A 19,451-nucleotide genomic window follows, 5' to 3' on the forward strand; every position below is an offset into this window, starting at 1 on the left:
AACCGCCGTATACCGAACGGTACGTACGGTGGTGTGAGAGGTCGGAGGCTAGGCGCCTCCTCCTACTCGATTTATTTAACTATCGGGGCAGTTTAGTTGAAGAACAAAAGCTTTATAACCATTTTATAACCATAAGGAAGACTTATGGTTATAAATAATAACTTTAAAATTTCCTTATCATTCCAGTTGACGTAAAATTGGAAATAGCAAAAGTAATATCCATTTGAAGTCAGAGGAGAAGGATATAAATGCCCTTTATTTTTAAAGCAATTGACCATATTCAGCTCGCTGCTCCTAAAGGTAGTGAGGACACTGCAAGAAAATTTTTTAAGAATATTTTAGGTTTTGACGAAGTTGAAAAACCTGAAGAATTAAAGAAACGTGGCGGGGTTTGGTTTGAATTTGGAAATTATCAAATACATATAGGAATCGAAGAACCATTTTATCCAGCCAAAAAGGCACATCCTGCTTTTGAAATAGAAAATATAGAGGAATTAAAAAAACATCTGGTAACAAACGGTATTGATGTTATTGAAGACGATAAACTTCCAGGAGCTAAAAGGTTCTATATTTCCGATCCTTTTGGTAACCGTATGGAAATGTTAGAGTGGATTAAAGAGTAAACACTTTCTTATTGCAAACTAACGGGTGCTTTACTTCATGCCAGGAGCTGATCAACAGCTCCTTTTCTTATGGAACTATAGGGGCAGTTTAGTTTAATAAGGATTATAATCTGGTTGTAGGAATAGAACCTATAAGGTGGTTAATAAAATGGAAACAAATGCTTTATTTTACAAGATTCAAAAGAGAACTATTTGGACTGAGGATTATGTAAATTGGTCGCACAACTTGTTAAAAACCGATGTGTCATCACCATCCGTAAATATTATTTCTTCATTTCCATTTGACGAAAATATTTTCGAAGTGGAAGTTTATTTTAAAAGAGCTTTGAATGAATTGGTAATAGAGAAACCAACCCTTGAGATATGTGCTAGAGCCTATATAGGTCATTTAGCAAATGAAATTATTAAAGAAAATAACCATTCATTGACCTTTGATTTTGCTTATATGATTTATCGGATTGTTGCTTCGGATTTAGATTATCCAAATGATTTGATGGAGTGGTATGAGATAAGTGAAATGATTGATGAACTACGAAATGGTGATATACCTTTAGAGTTTAATGAGAACGATGTAATATCAAGGATTAAAAATGAGGCAGGTAAATATCTTATTAGGGATTAGTATTTCTTCTTCAACTAACAGGTGCGTTAGCTGAAGATCGGAGCTATCTTTAAAGCTTTTTCTTATAGGACTAACGGGGCAGGATAGTTTAAGAGGACATAACTCGTATTGTAAACTGGAATTAAGATTTAAACCCAAAATTCATCCTGGAGGAACCAATGATAAACAAGTTTGAAATCAGATATTTTTATATTATCAGCCCAAGTGATGATAAATTTATTAAGTGGAGTACAGTTAAGGGAATCCTTAACGAAGATATAGTAGATGATTATGAAATAATTACTGATTTAATGGCTCAAGATGTTCGAGATAAGTTTGGTGAAGAATATGAAGTTTGGGATATAGCCAAAGATGAATTTGAACAGAGAATAAAGCCTAAAATGAAATAAAGTTCCTTAACCTAATAGAAATAACGGGTGCGTTAGTTGATTAATGAACACAAAAATTCTCAATCTTTTTAATAAAAGAATAATCCAATTAAATAGTATAAGGGCATGTTTTGATTAATATTTTTTCAAAACATGCTCTTTCTATTTTTTCAGTTATCAAGGTTTCTTGTATTAATTTGATCAAACTTTGTTTAAAAGTTACAATAACACTTTATTTACTTGAGATTCTATTGGTCTATTGGGAAAGTCACCTTGCCAAATAGACCAATAGATGAAGGAATTTAATAATCGATACCGGCAGCTTCAGCTAAATATTCAATTAGATGAAGGGCGCGCATTGATTGTGTGAGTCCTTCACGATCAATACCAAGTTTCATCTGTAATAGGCAGCCAGGATTTGTTGTAATAATAACAGCTGTCTCTGTGGCTTTCGTGTGCTTCATTTTCTCATCAAGAATCTGCATGGATGAACCATAGTTTACAATATTATAAATGCCTGCAGATCCACAGCACATATCAGCCTGATCCATTTCAATAAGTTGTATTCCAGGCACTTTTTTCAATAATTCGACTGGTTCTTGCGTTACTTTTTGAACGTTCGTCATATGGCAAGAGCGCTGATACGTAACTCTCTCGCCAGCTCGGGCTGCTATCTCTGGTAATCCGCATTCAACAAGAATTTGGCTGATATCTTTTGACTTAGCTGAAAAAGCTCTTGCTCTGTCTGCCCATTCGCTGTCATCTGAAAGTAAATGACCGTATTCATATAACATGGCGCCGCATCCTCCAGCATTATTGACAACAAAATCAGCTTCCACTTTTTCAAAAGCTAGAATGTTTTGTTTCGCAAGATTGCGTGCTTCATCCATTTCTCCAGAATGGGCGTGCAGTGCGCCGCAGCATGTTTGTTTCGGTACAACGACAACATCACAGCCCGCTTCTGAAAGAAGCTTAATGGATAATTGGTTAATGTGGTGGAACATCGCATCCATAATACAACCGGTGAAAAAGGCTACTATATATTTCGAATTCAATTTTGCTTTCACTTCTTTCAGGGCACGCCCTCGTTCCACCGGTGAAACCGGTTCCGGCATGATTGCTTCGAATGCACCAAGATTATAAGGTAACCTTTGCATAATACCTGATGAACGAGTCGCTTTTTGCAGCCCACTTTTTTTGTACAGCCAAATGGAGTGTCCAGTGACGTTCATCATCTTCCTACTTGGGAAAACCTTTTTCAGCATTGATTTTCGAAGTAGTCGCACAGGAATAGAAAAGGTTTTGCGTTTGACAAGTGCTGCGCGAGTGGCTTCTAAAATGGAACCATATTCTACACCTGTCGGGCAGGCTGTTTCGCACGCCCTGCAGCCTAAACACAAATCGAATGGTTCTTCGAGAATAGATAAGTCTGTAATTTTTCCTTCACCGACCATTTTCACTAAGTTAATCCGACCACGTGGTGAATGTGTCTCTTTTCCGAATGTTGTATAAGTCGGACACACAGGCAAACAATAGCCGCATTGGACGCAGTTATTCGTTTTGTCGTATTGAAATTCTTCTCTTAACTGTTTAAGTGATGTTTCCATGTTAGCTCAACTCCAATTTTTGTCCCGGTTCAGGGAAAATTTTCCCTGGGTTCATAATGTTATTTGGATCCCATACTTCTTTAATCCGTTTCATAATATCGAGGCCGGCTGCCCCTAGCTCCATTTCCATAAAGGGAGCTTTCATCATTCCAATGCCATGCTCGCCGGACAAGGTTCCGCCAAGCTCAATGGCCGCCATAAAAATATCCGCAACAGCTAGTTCAACGCGGCTCATTTCTTCTTTATCCGTTTTATCACAAATAATGTTAGGATGAAGGTTACCATCACCTGCATGCCCAAAAACAACGAGATGAACACCATACTTGTCTCTTATTTTCTGTAGTCTTTCACACATTTGAGGAATTTTGCTGCGAGGAACGGTGGCGTCTTCTGAAATTTTCGTAGGCTTAATCCGTACAATGGCCGGAGATACGAGCTTTCGTGCTCTCCATAGTTCCGCTTCTTCGACTTTGTCCTTTGGAATTCTAACTTCTCTTGCTCCTACGGCACGACATAATTCAGATGCCTGGGCAACTTCTTCTTGCAAAGCAAGTGGATGGCCATCCATTTCAATTAAAATAAGTGCAGCCGCATCAACAGGTAAGCCAAGTGGCTCAAACTGTTCAACTGCTACAATGGATGCCTGATCCATCAATTCCATTTTTGAAGGGAAGATACCGGCAGAAAGAATTTTGGAAATCGCACTTCCTGCATCTACTAAACTATCAAAAATAACCATTATTGTTGCAGTAGCCTTCGGTTTAGGAATGAGTCTGAGCACTGCTTTCGTAATGATGCCGAGTGTACCTTCTGATCCGACAATCAGCTTCGTTAAGTCGTATCCGGTCACATTCTTAACGGTACTCCCGCCTGTTTTTATGAGTTCTCCTTCAGGTGTAATCACTTCAAGGCCAATAACATAATCTTTCGTTACGCCGTATTTCAGCCCCCTCGGCCCTCCAGAGTTTTCAGCTAAATTGCCGCCAATTGTCGAGACGTGAGAACTGCTTGGGTCAGGTGGATACATAAATCCTTTTTGTTCAGCTGCTTTATGTATATTCGATGTCAAAACACCAGGAGAAACCACTGCTACAAGGTCCTCTTCGTGAATTTCCAGAATATCATTCATCACAGATAAATCGAGGACGATGCCCCCTTTAACCGGAAGCGGCCCGCCACTTAAACTAGTAGACTGGCCCCGTGGATAAAGAGGGATTTTCTCCCGATTCGCAAACTTCACGAGGGATACTAGCTCTTCTGTACTTTTTGTCTGAATGACGAGGTCCGGCAAATACGTCCCGAATGAAGCATCGAATGAATAGCTAAAGCGGTCACTTTCATCTGTATAGACTTTTCCCGTTTTTATAATTGCATCGATTTCCTGAATGTGATTGGTGGTTACTACTTTCATTTCATTATCATCCTTTCTGTTTTGCTATACTGTATAATCCTGTAAAAATAAACTTAATTTTTTCTCGGCGTTTCTTAAATGAATCTGGCATTGAAGTTTAGCCAATTCGGGTTCTTCTGCTTCAATTGCCAGAAGAATGCTTTGATGTTCATCGTAGACTGCTTTACGTTTTCGTTTTAATTGTTCGTTTGGACGAAGAGTAATGTTTAACGCTTTTTCATAGAGAGTAGATAAGCTTTCTAGCGTTTGAATCATAATCGGATTTTGCGTAGCCTTAATAATGGAACTGTGAAATTCTATATCAGAATGGATGGCAGTAGTACCTTTTTCAATAGATTCTTCTTCCATTCTTTTTAAAATATTCTTCATTTGGTCAAGGCATTTTGGTGTACGTCTTAGGGCAGCTAAATAGGCCGCTTCAGGCTCCAGAATCTTTCGCATCTCAAATAGATACTTAATATTTTCAACATCATCTCTTTCTACTTGTATGCGATGTATGAATGTTGAACTTGTCGTTTCTTCCACATAGCTTCCGCCTCCTTGACGGGAGTTAATGACACCAGCAGCACGCAGCATGCTTAATGCCTCGCGTATGGGTGCTCTGCTTACAGAAAAATGAGCCGTTAACTCCTTTTCCGTTGGCAGCTTAGAACCTGGACGGAACTGCCCTGTTTCAATCATGTTTAATAATTCACGGGAGATCATTTGAGAAACACTTTCTTTTTGGGACAAAATAATCTATCACCTTTCATGTTTTATCTCAATAGAGAAGGATAAAAGCTAAAAATTTGTATTATGAATTTAAATTTGTATGACATATTTATGGGATGTATTGAGATTTTATTCTAATTTTTAGAAATATTGATTCGAAAGCGCTTTCAATTTGTTTATAAAAAAGAAAAACCTTTAATTAAACTACAAAAAACGAATATTTGTATTACAAATATTGTATAAAAAACTGTTGAGTTAATCAAGAGTTTTCTTTAATGACTACAACCTGGTTTCGCAAACTGTAAAACTTAATATTAAAAGGGAAGTACTTTTGAAACTTTACTGATGTAAAAGGTTACTTTTAAGTTGTTTTCAGTCCTCAATTAATGGAATGTTATTTGGCTTATTCTCATTAATAAATAAATTGAGGTTTTTGTATTTAAATATTTACATTTATGAGTGAGCTGCATGAGCAATGCAACTATGTTTAGAAAGACAAACGACTAGAAAAGTGGCAAGACGAATAGTACCATTTCTTATTGTCTTGTATGTAATCGCATTCATTGACAGAGCGAATTTAGGTTATGCGGCTTTGGACATGAACGAGGCACTGGCACTGACAAGCCAGATGTTTGGAATCGTTTCTGGTATTTTCTTTATCAGCTATTTCTTGTTTGAAATTCCAAGCAATGTGATGCAGGAAAAGTCCGGGGCGCGAAAATGGATTGCACGTATTCTCGTTACGTGGGGAGACGTCGTAGCGTTGACATAAATAAAAAAACATTTCATTGCATAAAAATACAAAATAATATATTTTTATAATAAACATTCTAAGATCTAAAAAGGAGATAAAATATGGATATTTATCATGCAGTAACCAGTGATGTTAAATATATTTATAATTTAATACAAATTCACGCTGAACAAGGAGTAGTTTTGCCTCGTACAAAATTATCACTATATCAACATTTACAATGTATGTATGTCATGAAAGAGGATAATAAAATACTTGGGGTTGCCGGATTACATGTTTTAGGTCAGGACCTAGCAGAGGTACGTTCATTAGTCGTAGATCCAAATCATTCTGGTCAAGGTATAGGTCGTAAATTGGTTAATCATATTATAAATGAAGCTTCACGACTTGAAATTAGCAGATTAATATCATTAACATACGAAACGGAGTTTTTTAAAAAATGTAACTTTGAAATTATTTCAAAGGATACTTTGCCAGAAAAAGTGTGGATTGATTGTATGAATTGCCCAAAGTTTAACTCTTGTGATGAAGTTGCAATGATTAATTATATTGGATAAAAAAATTATCACCAGTCCATTCAATTATGGCTGTCCTTAATAAAGGCGGATTACACATTTCCGTTCATGGTATTTTAAGGAGAAAGCACCTTATGGTAAGTGGTTAGAAATAGGGTGGCATACGGGAGTGAAGAGTATCTTTAAGTAAAATATGTATTTATAGCTTTAAAATATAAACAGTAAAGGTTACGAGAGAAATAAGGTGAAAATTAGCTTTTTGTTTGGGAATCAATAGGATTGTGAGATGTGATGGTATGCCAAATTAGGTTTATCGCAAGAGAGTATTTTTCTGTAGGAGTAATAGTTGAACAGACACTCCCTATTACCTCCGACAAACATTAAAATGCTGAAGGGACGATATAAGATAGAATGTTTCCACAGTCGAGTCATGTAGAGTGTGTCTCGCAACTCATTTTAAAAGAAGGCAACTAACGAATCGCTAGTTGCCTTTGTATAGAGTTCTTACACTACTTGTAAAGGGTTAATGAAGGTGTATTGGATATGAATTTCACCATCGTCTGTACAAGTAATTTTCTCAACCAATGAATGAAGAATTTGTTAGTTCTTCTAATGAAAGAACATCTTTTAATTTTTGGATGATGGAAACTGCATAGTTTTCATCTTCACATTCGTTCATTTTATCATTGAGTTGAGTTTCCTTAGTCTGTAGTTCTTAGATTTTATTATCTGTTAGCTCGCGGTACTCGACTAATTCTTCTTTTGATATAATATCATCTGTGAACAAATTGACATAGTTTAATTTCTTTTGCTTTAAAGTATCAATTTCTGATTGGATTTTTTCCAGTTCTTTCTGAAATTGATGCTTTTTATTATTGAGTTTTTTTAATAAATTTTGTACAAAACTTTCTTCTTGTAGAGTATTGTAAAGAGGCACGAACCAGAATCACTTTTAAACGCACATTTAGAAAATATCAAAGAATTTTGGCCAAAGGAAGAATTAGATTGGTATTTTAATAATTTCAATCCTATACACGTACCCATATTTGAAAAATATGAAGGTAAATGGATTATTAGTTTATATGAGAGTTGTAAAGGAAACTTAGAATATTATAAAGCCATTTACGAATATATTTTAAAAGACTATAGGTTATTATCCGGTGAAGAAGATATAAAAATTAATTTAAAGAAGATAAAAGTGCGTCCTTTTGAATTAGAAATAAAATTGTCTAATACATCTCTTGAAATGCAAAAAAATCAATATAATCCAAAATAAAGTATTTTGAGAAGAATTTATAAAGAAACGAGCACATGTCCCTTTCAAAAATAACCTTAGGAAAGTTCTATTTAGAAAATATAGTAACTGTGGCTCTTATTTAAATGGAAAATCAATAAATTAAGTGATCAAATAGTAACCTGATTTGTTTCTGAACTCAACCAATCAGGTTACATAAACCCACCTGCATCTCTTGTGTTGCCACATACACTCCGCATTGTGAAGCGGTCGTGTGGTTGGAGTTTGTATAATAGAAAGCAGTTGATATAGAAAAAATCTATACCATCTGCTTTTTTTGTTTATAAAAATACCATTCAGGACCGATTTTCGTTAAAATAAACATTGCCGATTGTTTTTCACAAATTATAAATGTCCAAATGTACTTGTGTTTGATAATAAGTGATTAATCATGATATAAGTGTAAAAGAAGTGGAACATTTGGCTTTATATTTTTTGACCGAGAGATTGAAGTTGTATCCATAGTGAGAGGATTTGAGTTTGAAATGATAGATAATTTTTGGCGTGATTTACCACGACCATTTTTTGTACTTGCACCAATGGAAGATGTGACAGATGTTGTTTTTCGTCACGTAGTAAGTGAAGCCGGTCGACCGGATGTATTTTTCACAGAGTTTACAAACTCGGATAGCTATTGTCATCCAGAGGGCATGAAAAGTGTGCGTGGCCGTTTGATTTTTACAGAAGATGAACAGCCAATGGTGGCACATATTTGGGGGGATAATCCCGAATATTTCCGTCAAATGAGTATTGGCATGGCAGAGCTAGGATTTAAAGGCATCGATATTAATATGGGCTGCCCTGTACCGAATGTGGCATCGAGAGGGAAAGGTAGTGGCCTTATTCTGCGTCCAGACGTTGCGGCAGAACTTATTCAAGCAGCAAAAGCGGGCGGACTGCCTGTCAGCGTGAAAACACGACTTGGCTATAAGGATGTAAATGAGTGGGAGGAGTGGCTAACGCATATTTTAAAACAGGATATTGCGAACCTTTCTATTCATTTACGTACAAGACAGGAAATGAGCCAAGTAGATGCACATTGGGAGCTAATTCCGGAAATCAAAAAATTACGTGACCGTATCGCACCAAATACGCTACTAACAATCAATGGAGACATTCCTGACCGTCAAACTGGGCTGCAGCTTGCTGAACAATATGGTATTGATGGCGTTATGATCGGGCGAGGTATTTTTAAAAATCCTTTTGCTTTTGAAAAAGAGCCAAGAGAGCATAGCAGTAAAGAATACCTTGATCTTTTAAGACTGCAGCTTGATCTTCAAGATCAATATGCGGAAGCACTGCCACGTTCAATCACAGGGCTTCATCGCTTTTTCAAAATTTATGTCAAAGGATTCCGTGGAGCTGGTGAATTAAGAAATCAATTGATGAACACGAAATCAACAGATGAAGTGCGTGCATTGCTTGATAACTTTGGAAAAGAATGTTGATGGGACGGGGACAGTGAAATGATGTAACTCTCAAAAAATTAGAGAAAAAATGAATCACATCAACTCATGTGTACTTATATTATTCAGTTTCAAGTTCCTTTGCAGCCGGCAACTTTTGTTTTGATACAGTCTGTTTTCTAGAATGTAATAAACCCACCAGCACCCTTGTGATGCCACATACACTCTGCACATGAGGAGTGCTATATGTTTCTAGCGAATGTTTTTTCCACTCGAACCGAAACCTGCTGCAAAATTGAAGAAATAAAGAATAGAAAATGATTAGGATTTTATCTCAATTATAGGATTTTTTTGGATTAACTAGGTGGAACCGTACCATAAGTATCGATTCTTAGATCAATATTTCCTTTAATCAGAAACATTGTTCTTGATAAGTTCTTTTGCAATTGTCCGCTTGATTTTTAGAGGTAAGCACCTAGTCCTAATTTTAAAAGAAGTATCAAAGAACAACTCAACGTTCTTGATACTTCTTTCTTCAATTTTATTTGAAAGATTAACTATAATCTCGTTTATTATGCCATGGAAAGATTTTTGTTTTTTTTGTTCTATTGGAGGTACCATAGGAAGCATACCAAGGCGTTCGTAGCTTCTCTCTTATGCTGGTTTCTTTTGTTTTTGGTCTAAGCGATGACTTAGGAAAGTTAGAAGACTTGCAAAGATAGCAACCAGCCCACCGACCAATGTCACATTCATCAAATTTCCCTGATGGTAAACAATTCCGCCTAATGCAGAACCAAAGGCGATACCGACATTACTTGCTACTGGCATCAGTGAAGCAGCTAGTCCTGTAGCTTTTGGTTGATAAATAACGGCAAGGTCTATCAAATAAAGCTGGGTAGATGTTGTTAAAAGGATAGCCATTAATGACATCAAGCTAATATTAACCAATCCAAAGATAAAATTATCTGTCGTCCAATATAAACTGATCAGAACAATTGCTTGCACGAGAAAAACAAACCGGAGGCGTCCGATAGCATTGTAGCTGGCAATTTTACCAGCGAGTATGTTGCTGAAAATGGAAATAAATCCGTAGCCAAACAAGATCAAACTGATTGAACTACTTGGTGCTTCCATTCCTTTAAGGATCGGAACAAGATACGTATAAACGGCATACGTTGCTCCAAATCCAAGAGATGGAATGAAAAAAGCCATTAAGATTCGTGGGTGTGTTAACAAAGAAAATTGCTCACGCATTGAACTGCGGAATGTACTGTGCATAGTAGGCAAAATGAAGAAAGATGCCAAAAACGCAATTCCACCGAGAAATGTAGTTAACAGGAAGGTTGCATTCCAGTCGTACCAATCAGCGATGACAGTGCCTATTGGTACTCCAATTACGTTTGCAAGAGTAAAACCACCGAAAACGAATGATATAGCAAGTCCACGTTTTGCGATTGGTATGGTTTCACTTGCAACAATCATGGCAAGCGAAATTAAAACTCCTGTTACAATCGCAGTCATCATCCGAAGTACAAGGAGCATGATGTAGCTCGTCGAAATCACGCACAAAGCATTCAGGATGATGAACGAACCTATCAAAAACAACATCCATTTGCGCTTTGGAAAATGGCTTGTTGTCGACATCACGAGTGGTGTGGCAATGGCAAACGTAATCGCAAACGCAGAAACGAGTGTACCTGCTTTTGCATTTGTTATATGGAGACTCGAGGAAATATCGGTTAAGATCCCGATTATAACAAATTCGCTTGTCCCGAGAACAAATGTTAATAAAGTAAGTGTTAAGATGAGTAGCCAATGTCGCTTGGATAATTCTGTAGCGTGCATAAATACCTCTTTTCTTAGATGAATGTAAATGTGTCACAGGGTAGATAAACAATCGTACTATCATACCATAAAACACTTTTACGAGGAAACCCCTTGCTTAGTTAACGTTGATTATTTCTTTAAAAATTGATTAACGTTAAAAAGTACATTTTATAGAAACATCATATAGATATAACTTGATTTTAAACAGTTCTCGATATCCATAAAAAACCAATTATATTTTACCCGCTTGATGGTCATTATAAATAAAGAAGAAGGGGCTAGTGATTACGTATGATTCACATCATATAGTAAATGAGGTGTCAGTTAAAGACGTTTAACTTAACTACTAGAAGCTTCATTAAAAAATCGTTTCGAGCAAGGAGATGGTTCGCTTGCACGTAAAAGCAGAAAACTCATTCAATAATTGTCATTTATGCTTTGAAAGTTGATGAAACTTTTAAGATATAGGGGATGGTTGCTTTGGATGGAAAACTCTAGTCAGATACCCGTATTTACTCTAATGTAGATGAGGTGTTTATCGCAGAGAATTTATGCTAATTCGAAATGAAGCAAACCCCTTTTTTCAGACAGGGTGCAACTTTCCGTTGCATCCTGTTTTTATGTGTGTTCTTTTCTTGTTATCACTAGGGTGAGTTATAACCAACATTGTTAAATCTTTTTCGCGATGCGGCTGTTTTAACTCAAAGTAGAGATGAAAAACACAGGATGAGTGGGAAATCAACATAACTCGCTTTTAAAATTTTGATAATTACTTATACTGGTGTCGTTGGGCTTGAGTTAAATAAAAACTTGGCATTTGAAAATCGGGTAGAACAAATGCTTATTTTAGCTTGTCAAAAATCTAACTACAGTAGAATCATTAAAAGAAAACAAAAATCACCTGTTTCAGCGACTATAAGTAGGAGAGGAGCTTCTCTTTCCAGTTCCATTCTTTATTCCTTCTATGTACTTATGTCCCCCTTTACTCGTTTATTGTTTCATTTTACCGTTACCTGTTATGTACAAAAATAAAATCCAAAACGGATTAATAAGGAAAAGCATAAGGGTAACAAGATGATAAAAATATAATACTCTAATATCAGGAAGAAAACATAAATCAAACAAAAAGGATGGGATCCTGATGGTTGATGAAAATAAGCAAAAAAACAAACGGGAACAATGGAAAAAGAAAGTTATGGATAATCTGAAGAGGGAAGCTGTCAAAAATATCATAGCAAGAACGGGAGACCTAGCAAGATTAGATGCTAAAGTCAATAATACTTACACTGTATACATCAAGGATGGAAGGATGATAAAGCAACCTACAAATGGGAAGTGTGTTGTTATTAATGGAAAAATCCAAAATTAAAATTTGTGAAGGAATAGAGAATACACATTATAGAAGGCGAAGGTATATAGCGGTTGGACCACAGTAATTGGTGCAAGGTCATAACAAAGTTTATAGTGCTAACATGTATGGTAAGCTTTCTGGAGACAAGATAGTGTATAGAATTCGAGGTCCTTACTTTTATGAAGCTCTAATTTGATTAGATTTGGAGCGTGTAACGAGCAGATCGAACTAGAAACCCACATACAGGAGAAGAAATACAAATTGCTGCTTCCAAGGTTTACTGCTTTTAAACCGGATAAGGAAAAGAGACGGTTAAAAATAAAAAAGTAGTATAGCGTAAAAAAATACTCTGGGATGAGATATTCTCCAGAGTATTTTTTTTCTTTATGTAAAGTTAGGTTTTATACTTTCGCATCTGTTTTCACATAGAATGTTGTCTCTAATAAAATAGAATCCCATTAATACTTTAGACAAATTGCTCTGTTGAGTACAAAATCATTAAAAAACATAACTGATCGTTTATCTTGTATTAATCATTAAAAGTAGTATTATGATTTAGGTACGAATGTTAAGGAGGCACAACTATGAAACAAATTTCTCGAACAAATACAGCTTTACTGCTTATATTTCTTGTAGTTGTGTGGGGCGTTAATTGGCCATTATCTAAAATGGCGCTGAATTATACACCACCAATATTATTTGCGGGAACAAGAACTATATTGGGTGGTCTGATTTTACTAATTTTTGCTCTACCGAGATATAAAAAACTTCGCTTTAAAAAAACATGGCATTTTTACCTAATTTCTGCTTCTCTAAACATTATTCTCTTTTACGGCCTTCAAACGGTAGGTCTTGGTTTTGCACCTGCGGGATTATTTTCGGCCATTGTGTTCATTGAGCCAGTTTTACTTGGGGTTTTCTGTTGGATTTGGCTAGGGGAATCGATGTATGGATTAAAAATTGTTGGATTAATTCTTGGCTTCGCAGGTGTTGCTATTATAAGTGCAGGAGGATTTACAGGTAATGTTTCAGCGATTGGAATTATTCTAGCCCTTGGCTCTGCTTTATCCTGGGGGTTAGGTACTGTTTTTATTAAGAAAACTGGTGATCGTGTAGACTCAATTTGGATGGTTACATTACAACTTATTATGGGAGGCATTTTTTTATTAAGTGTAGGCTCCAGCGTTGAAAGCTGGTCAAATATCCAGTGGGAATTGCCATTTATTATAAATTTATTATTCATCTCTATCTTTGTAATTGCATTTGGGTGGCTTGCATTCTTTACACTTGTAGGTTCAGGAGAAGCGAGCAAAGTAGGTTCATTTACGTTCCTTATCCCGCTTATTGCAATCCTTTGCAGTTCTTTTATGTTGCATGAAAAAATTACACTAAATTTATTAGTGGGCCTTTTATTTATCTTGATTAGTATTTTGTTTGTAAACATAAAACTAAAATCACAGACATTACCAGACTCAAATTTATAAAATAAGGCAGTTTTCTAAAATATTATAATTTGATTACGATCTAGATCGGTCGCTTTATACATATAAAATGCCATTAGGTCAAATATCGTTATGGACACATATCCGAGTTTGATTATATGGATGATCAAACCAGTTTAGTCTTATTGGCAGACTTGGCTAATACTTTCCCATTTATTTCTTAGGGTGAGATTATGTAAAAAGTTGGAGTTATCCGAGCTATTGTTCGGAAAAACAACAATAAAGATTAAGATTTTTTATATTATAAAATAAACCTCGTTAGAATATGTGTAGTTTTCTTTAACCATATTTTGCCAATAAAATGTTAATTATACTAATCGTTAATAAAAAAAACCACTCTTTAAAAAAGAGTGGATTTTTTATATTTATTTGTTTTATTGCGTAAATCTGTCACTTCTATGCTCTCTACAATACATTTCATGACAAAGGTCTGTTTTTCTATAGCATCTTTATGATTTACAAACAGAATCTCTTCTAATTATAAGGGGATCTTAAATTGTCCCTTTTGCTTCCGATCAAGATTAGCGATATAGGAACTCATCAGCTTCATGGAAAACTGAAAGATCGGGCTTTGAATAAAGGTATATGCAAACGTCATAATAAACACTGGACCGCCAAGGATGAAGCCGATAATCAAGATGAGGCTCTCGACAGCGATTCTTGCACGACTGACCGATAACCCGGTTTTTTCCGAAACGGAAAGCATGAAACCATCCCGAGGACCGGCCCCGATTCCCGCAGCCACATAGATTCCTCCGCCAATGCCGGATATGATGATACCCATCAACAAGATGAATAGATTTAACCACCAATGCTCCGTTTCATGAGGAAGAATGTTGAGATGCAAGAAGAAATCCATAATCGGGCCGATTGACAAGGCATTTAGAAAGGTACCAATGCTAATATGCTTCCTATCAACGACGCAGGCGATTAGCACAAGTACTAAGCCGCATATGACACTCCACGTCCCAATCGTGAACCCGAACCGTTGGAACAGGGCGACGTTTAAAACCTCCCATGGATGCAGCCCCAAGGATTGAACATTCACCGCAATCGCATTTCCTAATCCAAAGAAAATTAAACCAAGAAAAAAAATAAAATACCGTAATAAAAGAAATGTCATCTCTTCACCTCTACATCATATATATCTATCTACTTTAGATGAAGAAGGCTTAACGAACAAGATGATTTATTAAATTCAAAGCGAGAGGACCATGAAAAAACGTCATCCTTTTCGAGTATTTTATTCAAAGAATAACGTTTTTTTGTGTTTGAAATTGTTTCGTTTTCTTGATGGGCATGTTTGATAAGGTATACCCTTATCCAAAATGCTTGAACCTGACTTTCCCCTTTTGAAATATCCAGACCAACGACTGGATTCATTCTAAATCTCCTCCTAATCTAGTGGACTACCGGTACCCCTATTTCTCCTTGCAGTGTAACAGCTTCGCTTGTTATACAAGATCTATGTCCCAACCAGCCTAATCATGTTTCTACAAGTAGGGGGCAAACTGTTTAGTTGACGGGGTCTATCCCCACGAGCAGGTACGTTTTGCCCCGGCTACCGTTATAATAAAACCATATAAAAATTGGTCAACCAGAAATAACTTGCTGACCTTATAATACGATCGAGGTAGGTTAGCATAACTGGCCTTTCACCCCTTGGATAGGCATGACGACGGAATGATAGGGCAATTGACCCGTTGAGTCATGGGAGGGAAAGCCTGTTTTATATAAAACTGTGATGCCATTGGGATATTTTCTCGTTTGCAAATCTCAACAATTTGATTCATTAACGGTGAAATTTTATCATCATATACCTTTTCTTTATCGTACATACATTCAGTTCTATCTTGTCTATTGCACAGTATGTGTCTCCCGGGTATTAATACGTTAAACCACCATTAATATGTGGGATGAGTAATATTTTTCCATGATTTACCCAAATGACTTATAATGGTATAGATAAACAGAAAGGATTTGAAATAGTTGAATGAAATTCCAATTAATAAAAGGGCTAGCTGCTTTTATTGGATATCTATTATACTTTTGATTCTTGGTATTACTTCTTGGTTTCCCTATTTAGTATTTAATATCCAAGCCGGTTTTGGAATGTTAACTTTTATCCTTAATCCGATTGGATTTATTTTCGGTTACTTAGCAAACAATAGATTAACAGCATTGACCAATTTATTGATGATTTTCAGTTTTATACCTGTTGTGATATTTGTATATCTAGTTAAAGGCTATATCCCAATGTAATTTAAAAAACTTCTTATCGGAAAAGTTTGTATCAACTCTACAATAAGTCTTACTAAACTAAAAGGTGCTTTAGTTGAAGATCGGAGCTGTCTTGCAGCTTTTTATTTATGCAACTTATCGGGGCAGGATAGGTTTATTAAGAATAAAGTCGTATGTGCAATAATTTGGAATAATCAAAATGTAAAGTTAAGGGGAAATGTTAAAAGTGGTGAATGAATTTTATAACAGCCAAATAATTTTAGAAAACTATCTTGTTAAGTTAATTCCATTTGAAGAAAAATACAAAGAGCAGTTAAAAAATATCATTTATGATGAAGAGGTTTACTATACAATAGAGTGTAAGAATGATGCAGAACTCAACGAGTACATAGATGAAACCATAAATCAAAGAATGTTGGGCTATTCATATCCTTTTTTAGTGATTGATAAAAGAACCAATGAAATTGCTGGTTCAACAAGGTTTGGACATATTCAGTTTAATAATAAGCGATTGGAAATTGGATGGACTTGGTACGGTAATCCATATAGAGGAACTGGATTAAATAAAGCCTGTAAATTTGAACTATTAAAATATGCATTTGAAATTATGGATTTTAGAAGAGTACAATTTAGTGCTGATATTAGAAATATTCGTTCACAAAAGGCAATTAAAAAGTTAGGAGCAACAAAAGAAGGAGTTTTTAGAGCAAATTATATGGATACATCTGGAGTAAGCAGAGATGATGTATACTTTAGCATTATTCATTCAGAATGGAACGATATTAAAAGAAATGTGTTTAAAGAGTTTAATTAATTATTCAACTAACAGGTGCTTTACTTCGATAAGGAAGGTTGCTAAGACAGCCTTTTTCTTATGCAACTATCGGGGCAGGTTAGTTTAAGTACAATTTTTCACAAAGTTATTGAAAAAGCCGTTCTTTCTAAAAAAACTAACACATCGAATCAATTGACTCGATGTGTTAGTTTTATAATTAATTACACCATTCATCTTCAACAGAGTCTAACCAATTGGTTTCTCCTAGTATAAGTGCTAAGTGTACGAACCAAGTGTCTATTATCGGTTGATTCCTTCTATTAACTTTCTGTATTAATAAATGATTATTTATTTTCATACTTCAAGGTGCCATTTAAAACTCCGCCGCCTTCTAAGAGTAGTCGATCAATTGAGAATAAATGTTTAAGCTTTTCTACTACTACAGTAAAATCCAGTTGTTCTTTTCCACCGAAAATGTAAGAGATACCTAGATTTAAAATAGTTCAGACCCAAGTGGTCATAATGGACGCATTTTTGTATCCAGATATTAGAGGATTGATATAAAAAAGCCCTGTTTAACAGGGTAATTCTTAACCTCAATCATCATTATGCTTGCTTTATTGTGCAAATTGATAATACGAAAAATAGCTGAATGACAAGTCACTATGCGAGTCATTCAACTTTTTCTCTGAAATTATATTAACTTGTTATATTCCTCATCTGTTACTGGTTCCATCCATACAGCAGGACCTGCTGTTACATCTCCTTCAATTGCAAGATGAACAAACCAATTGTCAGCTGCAGCACCATGCCAATGTTTTACGTTTGGAAGAATTTCTACTACATCTCCTGGATGTAATTCTTGTGCAGGCTTTCCTTCTTCTTGATACCATCCTCTTCCGCCAGTAACCAAAAGAATTTGTCCTCCTGGATGTGAATGCCAGTTATTGCGGCATCCTGGTTCGAACGTTACATTTCCAATCAGTTGTTTTAGAGTGTCGGACGGTACAACAAGAAAATTGAGATAACTAGTACCAATAAAATACTTTGCAAAAGCCTCTGGAGCTTTTTCACCTATTGGGAAAATAACACTTTTACTTAAATCATTTTCGTTTGCCATAATTTTCATCTCCTTTTCAATATGAACTGACAAGGTAATATAAGCCCCTTGTTGTGGCATTTGATGATTTAATTGTTTCTTTCTTTTTTAACCAACTTGAACAGTTGGACGAATAATCATCTCATTTATACCTATATCCGAAGGTTGCTCAATTGCAAATGAAATCGCACTAGCAATTCTTTCAGCATCAATTGCCACTTTGTAAAATTCATCTAAGCCGGCTTTCATCTCAGGATCTGAAGTAGTTTCTATTAATTCGCTGCTGACAGCCCCTGGAGAAACATTGGTTACACGGATATTAGTACCACTCATTGCTTCTTCTTGACGCAAACCTTCAGAGATTGCTCTTACCGCATGTTTTGTACCACAATATACTGTTCCGCCTGGATAAACGTTATGTCCTGCCACTGAAGAAAGATTAATAATATGACCTGATTTACGTTCTCTCATGGATGGAAGAACAGCAGCAATAGCATACAATACACCTTTGATATTTACATCAATCATCTGATCCCATTCATCAACTTTTTTCTTAAACATAAAAGCTTGAGGCATAATGCCAGCATTATTGACTAAAACATCAATTTTTCCAAATTGTTCAAGAGCATAGGCAGCTAAATCTTCCATTTGTTCACGTGAAGTAACATCAGCTACTTTATAAATAACTTGCCCACCATTATTTTGAATTTCTACCTGTAATTCTTTTAAACGGTCTTCACGACGAGCAGCTAAAACCAACTTTGCACCTTTAGAGGCTAGATCTTTCGCGGTAGCTCCTCCAATCCCACTAGAGGCACCTGTAATAATGACAACTTTATTTTGAATATTAGACATATAATACATCCTTTCGTTCTTTTTATTTTTCTTTTAATAACAATTGTTTAGCAACCATAATGGCTGACATCGCTTTTGGCCAACCAGCATAGAAAGCAAGGTGGGTGATAACTTCAACCAATTCTTCTTCAGTAAGGCCGTTTTCTTTGGCTTTGTTTAAATGAAATCCTAGTTGTTCTGTATTTCCACCAGTGATTAATGAAGATACAGTGATTAAACTGCGTTCACGAGGAGATAACTATTTACGCTCCCATACATCTGCAAATAGTACATCATCGTTTAATTGCACAAGTTTGGGTGCAAAATCTCCAATCATCTTCTGTGCAGGAGTAAGTTCTTTTTGATTTGACATTTTTTATCCCTTCTTTCACTTTTTACTCATCTATTTTGCCGAAGGTAGCTAAAATTGATGAGTTAGGAAAATACATATTGATGCGGTATCGCACATCTGTGTATAATTTATAATGAAAGTAGGATGTCTGCAATAACC

Annotated in this window: 18 protein-coding genes and 2 pseudogenes; 11 read left to right on the plus strand and 9 right to left on the minus strand. The window is 35.8% G+C overall.

What is annotated here, in order from left to right:
* Window positions 1–248: 248 nt before the first annotated feature.
* The 3 genes from NST21_RS11150 (at window position 249) to NST21_RS11160 (ending at window position 1,634) form a co-directional block, all read left to right on the plus strand.
* The gene (locus NST21_RS11150) at window positions 249–623 is read left to right on the plus strand and encodes a VOC family protein (protein ID WP_340889139.1); all 375 of its coding nucleotides are present in this window, start codon (window positions 249–251) and stop codon (window positions 621–623) included.
* Window positions 624–771: 148 nt separating this feature from the next.
* Window positions 772–1,245: a hypothetical protein gene (locus tag NST21_RS11155; RefSeq protein WP_057219596.1), complete on the plus strand. Its 474-nt coding sequence runs from the start codon at window positions 772–774 to the stop codon at window positions 1,243–1,245.
* A gap of 158 nt (window positions 1,246–1,403) precedes the next feature.
* The gene (locus NST21_RS11160; RefSeq protein WP_201250005.1) at window positions 1,404–1,634 is read left to right on the plus strand and encodes a hypothetical protein; all 231 of its coding nucleotides are present in this window, start codon (window positions 1,404–1,406) and stop codon (window positions 1,632–1,634) included.
* Window positions 1,635–1,915: 281 nt separating this feature from the next.
* Here the strand turns inward: NST21_RS11160 and NST21_RS11165 are convergent, their stop codons facing one another.
* The 3 genes from NST21_RS11165 to NST21_RS11175 are packed head-to-tail and all read right to left on the minus strand — an operon-like array spanning window position 1,916 to window position 5,363.
* Window positions 1,916–3,220: a (Fe-S)-binding protein gene (locus tag NST21_RS11165; RefSeq protein ID WP_340889141.1), complete on the minus strand. Its 1,305-nt coding sequence runs from the start codon at window positions 3,218–3,220 to the stop codon at window positions 1,916–1,918.
* 1 nt (window position 3,221) lies between these two features.
* Entirely contained in the window at window positions 3,222–4,631 is a 1,410-nt protein-coding gene (locus tag NST21_RS11170) for an FAD-binding oxidoreductase (RefSeq protein WP_340889142.1), read from the minus strand.
* 24 nt (window positions 4,632–4,655) lie between these two features.
* Window positions 4,656–5,363 (minus strand): FadR/GntR family transcriptional regulator, encoded by a 708-nt coding sequence (locus NST21_RS11175; protein ID WP_056528840.1) that lies wholly within the window; start codon window positions 5,361–5,363, stop codon window positions 4,656–4,658.
* Window positions 5,364–5,817: 454 nt separating this feature from the next.
* Between NST21_RS11175 and NST21_RS11180 the strand changes: the two genes are divergently transcribed.
* The 3 genes from NST21_RS11180 to NST21_RS11190 all read left to right on the plus strand — a co-directional run bounded on the left by NST21_RS11180 (window position 5,818) and on the right by NST21_RS11190 (window position 9,353).
* Window positions 5,818–6,114: a hypothetical protein gene (locus tag NST21_RS11180; RefSeq protein ID WP_340889145.1), complete on the plus strand. Its 297-nt coding sequence runs from the start codon at window positions 5,818–5,820 to the stop codon at window positions 6,112–6,114.
* 83 nt (window positions 6,115–6,197) lie between these two features.
* Window positions 6,198–6,653, plus strand: coding sequence for an N-acetyltransferase (locus tag NST21_RS11185; RefSeq protein ID WP_056528836.1), 456 nt, complete (start codon window positions 6,198–6,200; stop codon window positions 6,651–6,653).
* Window positions 6,654–8,369: 1,716 nt separating this feature from the next.
* Complete coding sequence (locus NST21_RS11190; RefSeq protein ID WP_340889147.1) at window positions 8,370–9,353, plus strand: tRNA dihydrouridine synthase; 984 nt, start codon at window positions 8,370–8,372, stop codon at window positions 9,351–9,353.
* A 612-nt stretch (window positions 9,354–9,965) separates the two neighbouring features.
* On the opposite strand, the gene NST21_RS11195 is transcribed toward NST21_RS11190, so the two are convergent.
* Window positions 9,966–11,156, minus strand: a complete 1,191-nt coding sequence (locus NST21_RS11195) for an MFS transporter (RefSeq protein ID WP_252433601.1) — start codon at window positions 11,154–11,156, stop codon at window positions 9,966–9,968.
* A 746-nt stretch (window positions 11,157–11,902) separates the two neighbouring features.
* Here NST21_RS11195 and NST21_RS11200 point away from each other — a divergent pair.
* The 3 genes and pseudogenes from NST21_RS11200 to NST21_RS11210 form a co-directional block, all read left to right on the plus strand.
* Window positions 11,903–12,023, plus strand: a pseudogene (locus NST21_RS11200) (IS1595 family transposase); the annotation flags it as partial.
* Window positions 12,024–12,279: 256 nt separating this feature from the next.
* Window positions 12,280–12,507: a hypothetical protein gene (locus tag NST21_RS11205; protein ID WP_053345595.1), complete on the plus strand. Its 228-nt coding sequence runs from the start codon at window positions 12,280–12,282 to the stop codon at window positions 12,505–12,507.
* 566 nt (window positions 12,508–13,073) lie between these two features.
* Window positions 13,074–13,973 (plus strand): DMT family transporter, encoded by a 900-nt coding sequence (locus tag NST21_RS11210; RefSeq protein WP_340889150.1) that lies wholly within the window; start codon window positions 13,074–13,076, stop codon window positions 13,971–13,973.
* A gap of 496 nt (window positions 13,974–14,469) precedes the next feature.
* Here NST21_RS11210 and NST21_RS11215 read toward each other — a convergent pair whose 3' ends face one another.
* Both NST21_RS11215 and NST21_RS11220 read right to left on the minus strand, forming a co-directional pair.
* Window positions 14,470–15,114 (minus strand): YczE/YyaS/YitT family protein, encoded by a 645-nt coding sequence (locus tag NST21_RS11215; protein ID WP_057217846.1) that lies wholly within the window; start codon window positions 15,112–15,114, stop codon window positions 14,470–14,472.
* A 29-nt stretch (window positions 15,115–15,143) separates the two neighbouring features.
* On the minus strand, window positions 15,144–15,374 hold the full coding sequence (locus NST21_RS11220) for a hypothetical protein (RefSeq protein ID WP_340889152.1): 231 nt from the start codon (window positions 15,372–15,374) through the stop codon (window positions 15,144–15,146).
* 606 nt (window positions 15,375–15,980) lie between these two features.
* Between NST21_RS11220 and NST21_RS11225 the strand changes: the two genes are divergently transcribed.
* Together NST21_RS11225 and NST21_RS11230 are read left to right on the plus strand one after the other, a co-directional pair.
* Complete coding sequence (locus tag NST21_RS11225; protein ID WP_340889153.1) at window positions 15,981–16,253, plus strand: hypothetical protein; 273 nt, start codon at window positions 15,981–15,983, stop codon at window positions 16,251–16,253.
* 196 nt (window positions 16,254–16,449) lie between these two features.
* On the plus strand, window positions 16,450–17,046 hold the full coding sequence (locus NST21_RS11230; RefSeq protein WP_340889154.1) for a GNAT family N-acetyltransferase: 597 nt from the start codon (window positions 16,450–16,452) through the stop codon (window positions 17,044–17,046).
* A gap of 655 nt (window positions 17,047–17,701) precedes the next feature.
* On the opposite strand, the gene NST21_RS11235 is transcribed toward NST21_RS11230, so the two are convergent.
* The 3 genes and pseudogenes from NST21_RS11235 to NST21_RS28800 all read right to left on the minus strand — a co-directional run.
* Window positions 17,702–18,127: a cupin domain-containing protein gene (locus NST21_RS11235; protein WP_340889155.1), complete on the minus strand. Its 426-nt coding sequence runs from the start codon at window positions 18,125–18,127 to the stop codon at window positions 17,702–17,704.
* An 87-nt stretch (window positions 18,128–18,214) separates the two neighbouring features.
* A complete protein-coding gene (locus NST21_RS11240; protein ID WP_340889156.1) occupies window positions 18,215–18,961 on the minus strand; it encodes an SDR family oxidoreductase in 747 nt (248 codons plus the stop codon).
* Between the two features lie 22 nt (window positions 18,962–18,983).
* Window positions 18,984–19,187 (minus strand): annotated as a pseudogene (locus NST21_RS28800) (carboxymuconolactone decarboxylase family protein); the annotation flags it as partial.
* Between the last annotated feature and the right edge of the window lie 264 nt (window positions 19,188–19,451).

The sequence above is a fragment of the Peribacillus sp. FSL K6-1552 genome, from assembly GCF_038005205.1.
In the GTDB taxonomy this organism is placed as follows: Bacteria; Bacillota; Bacilli; order Bacillales; family DSM-1321; genus Peribacillus; species Peribacillus butanolivorans.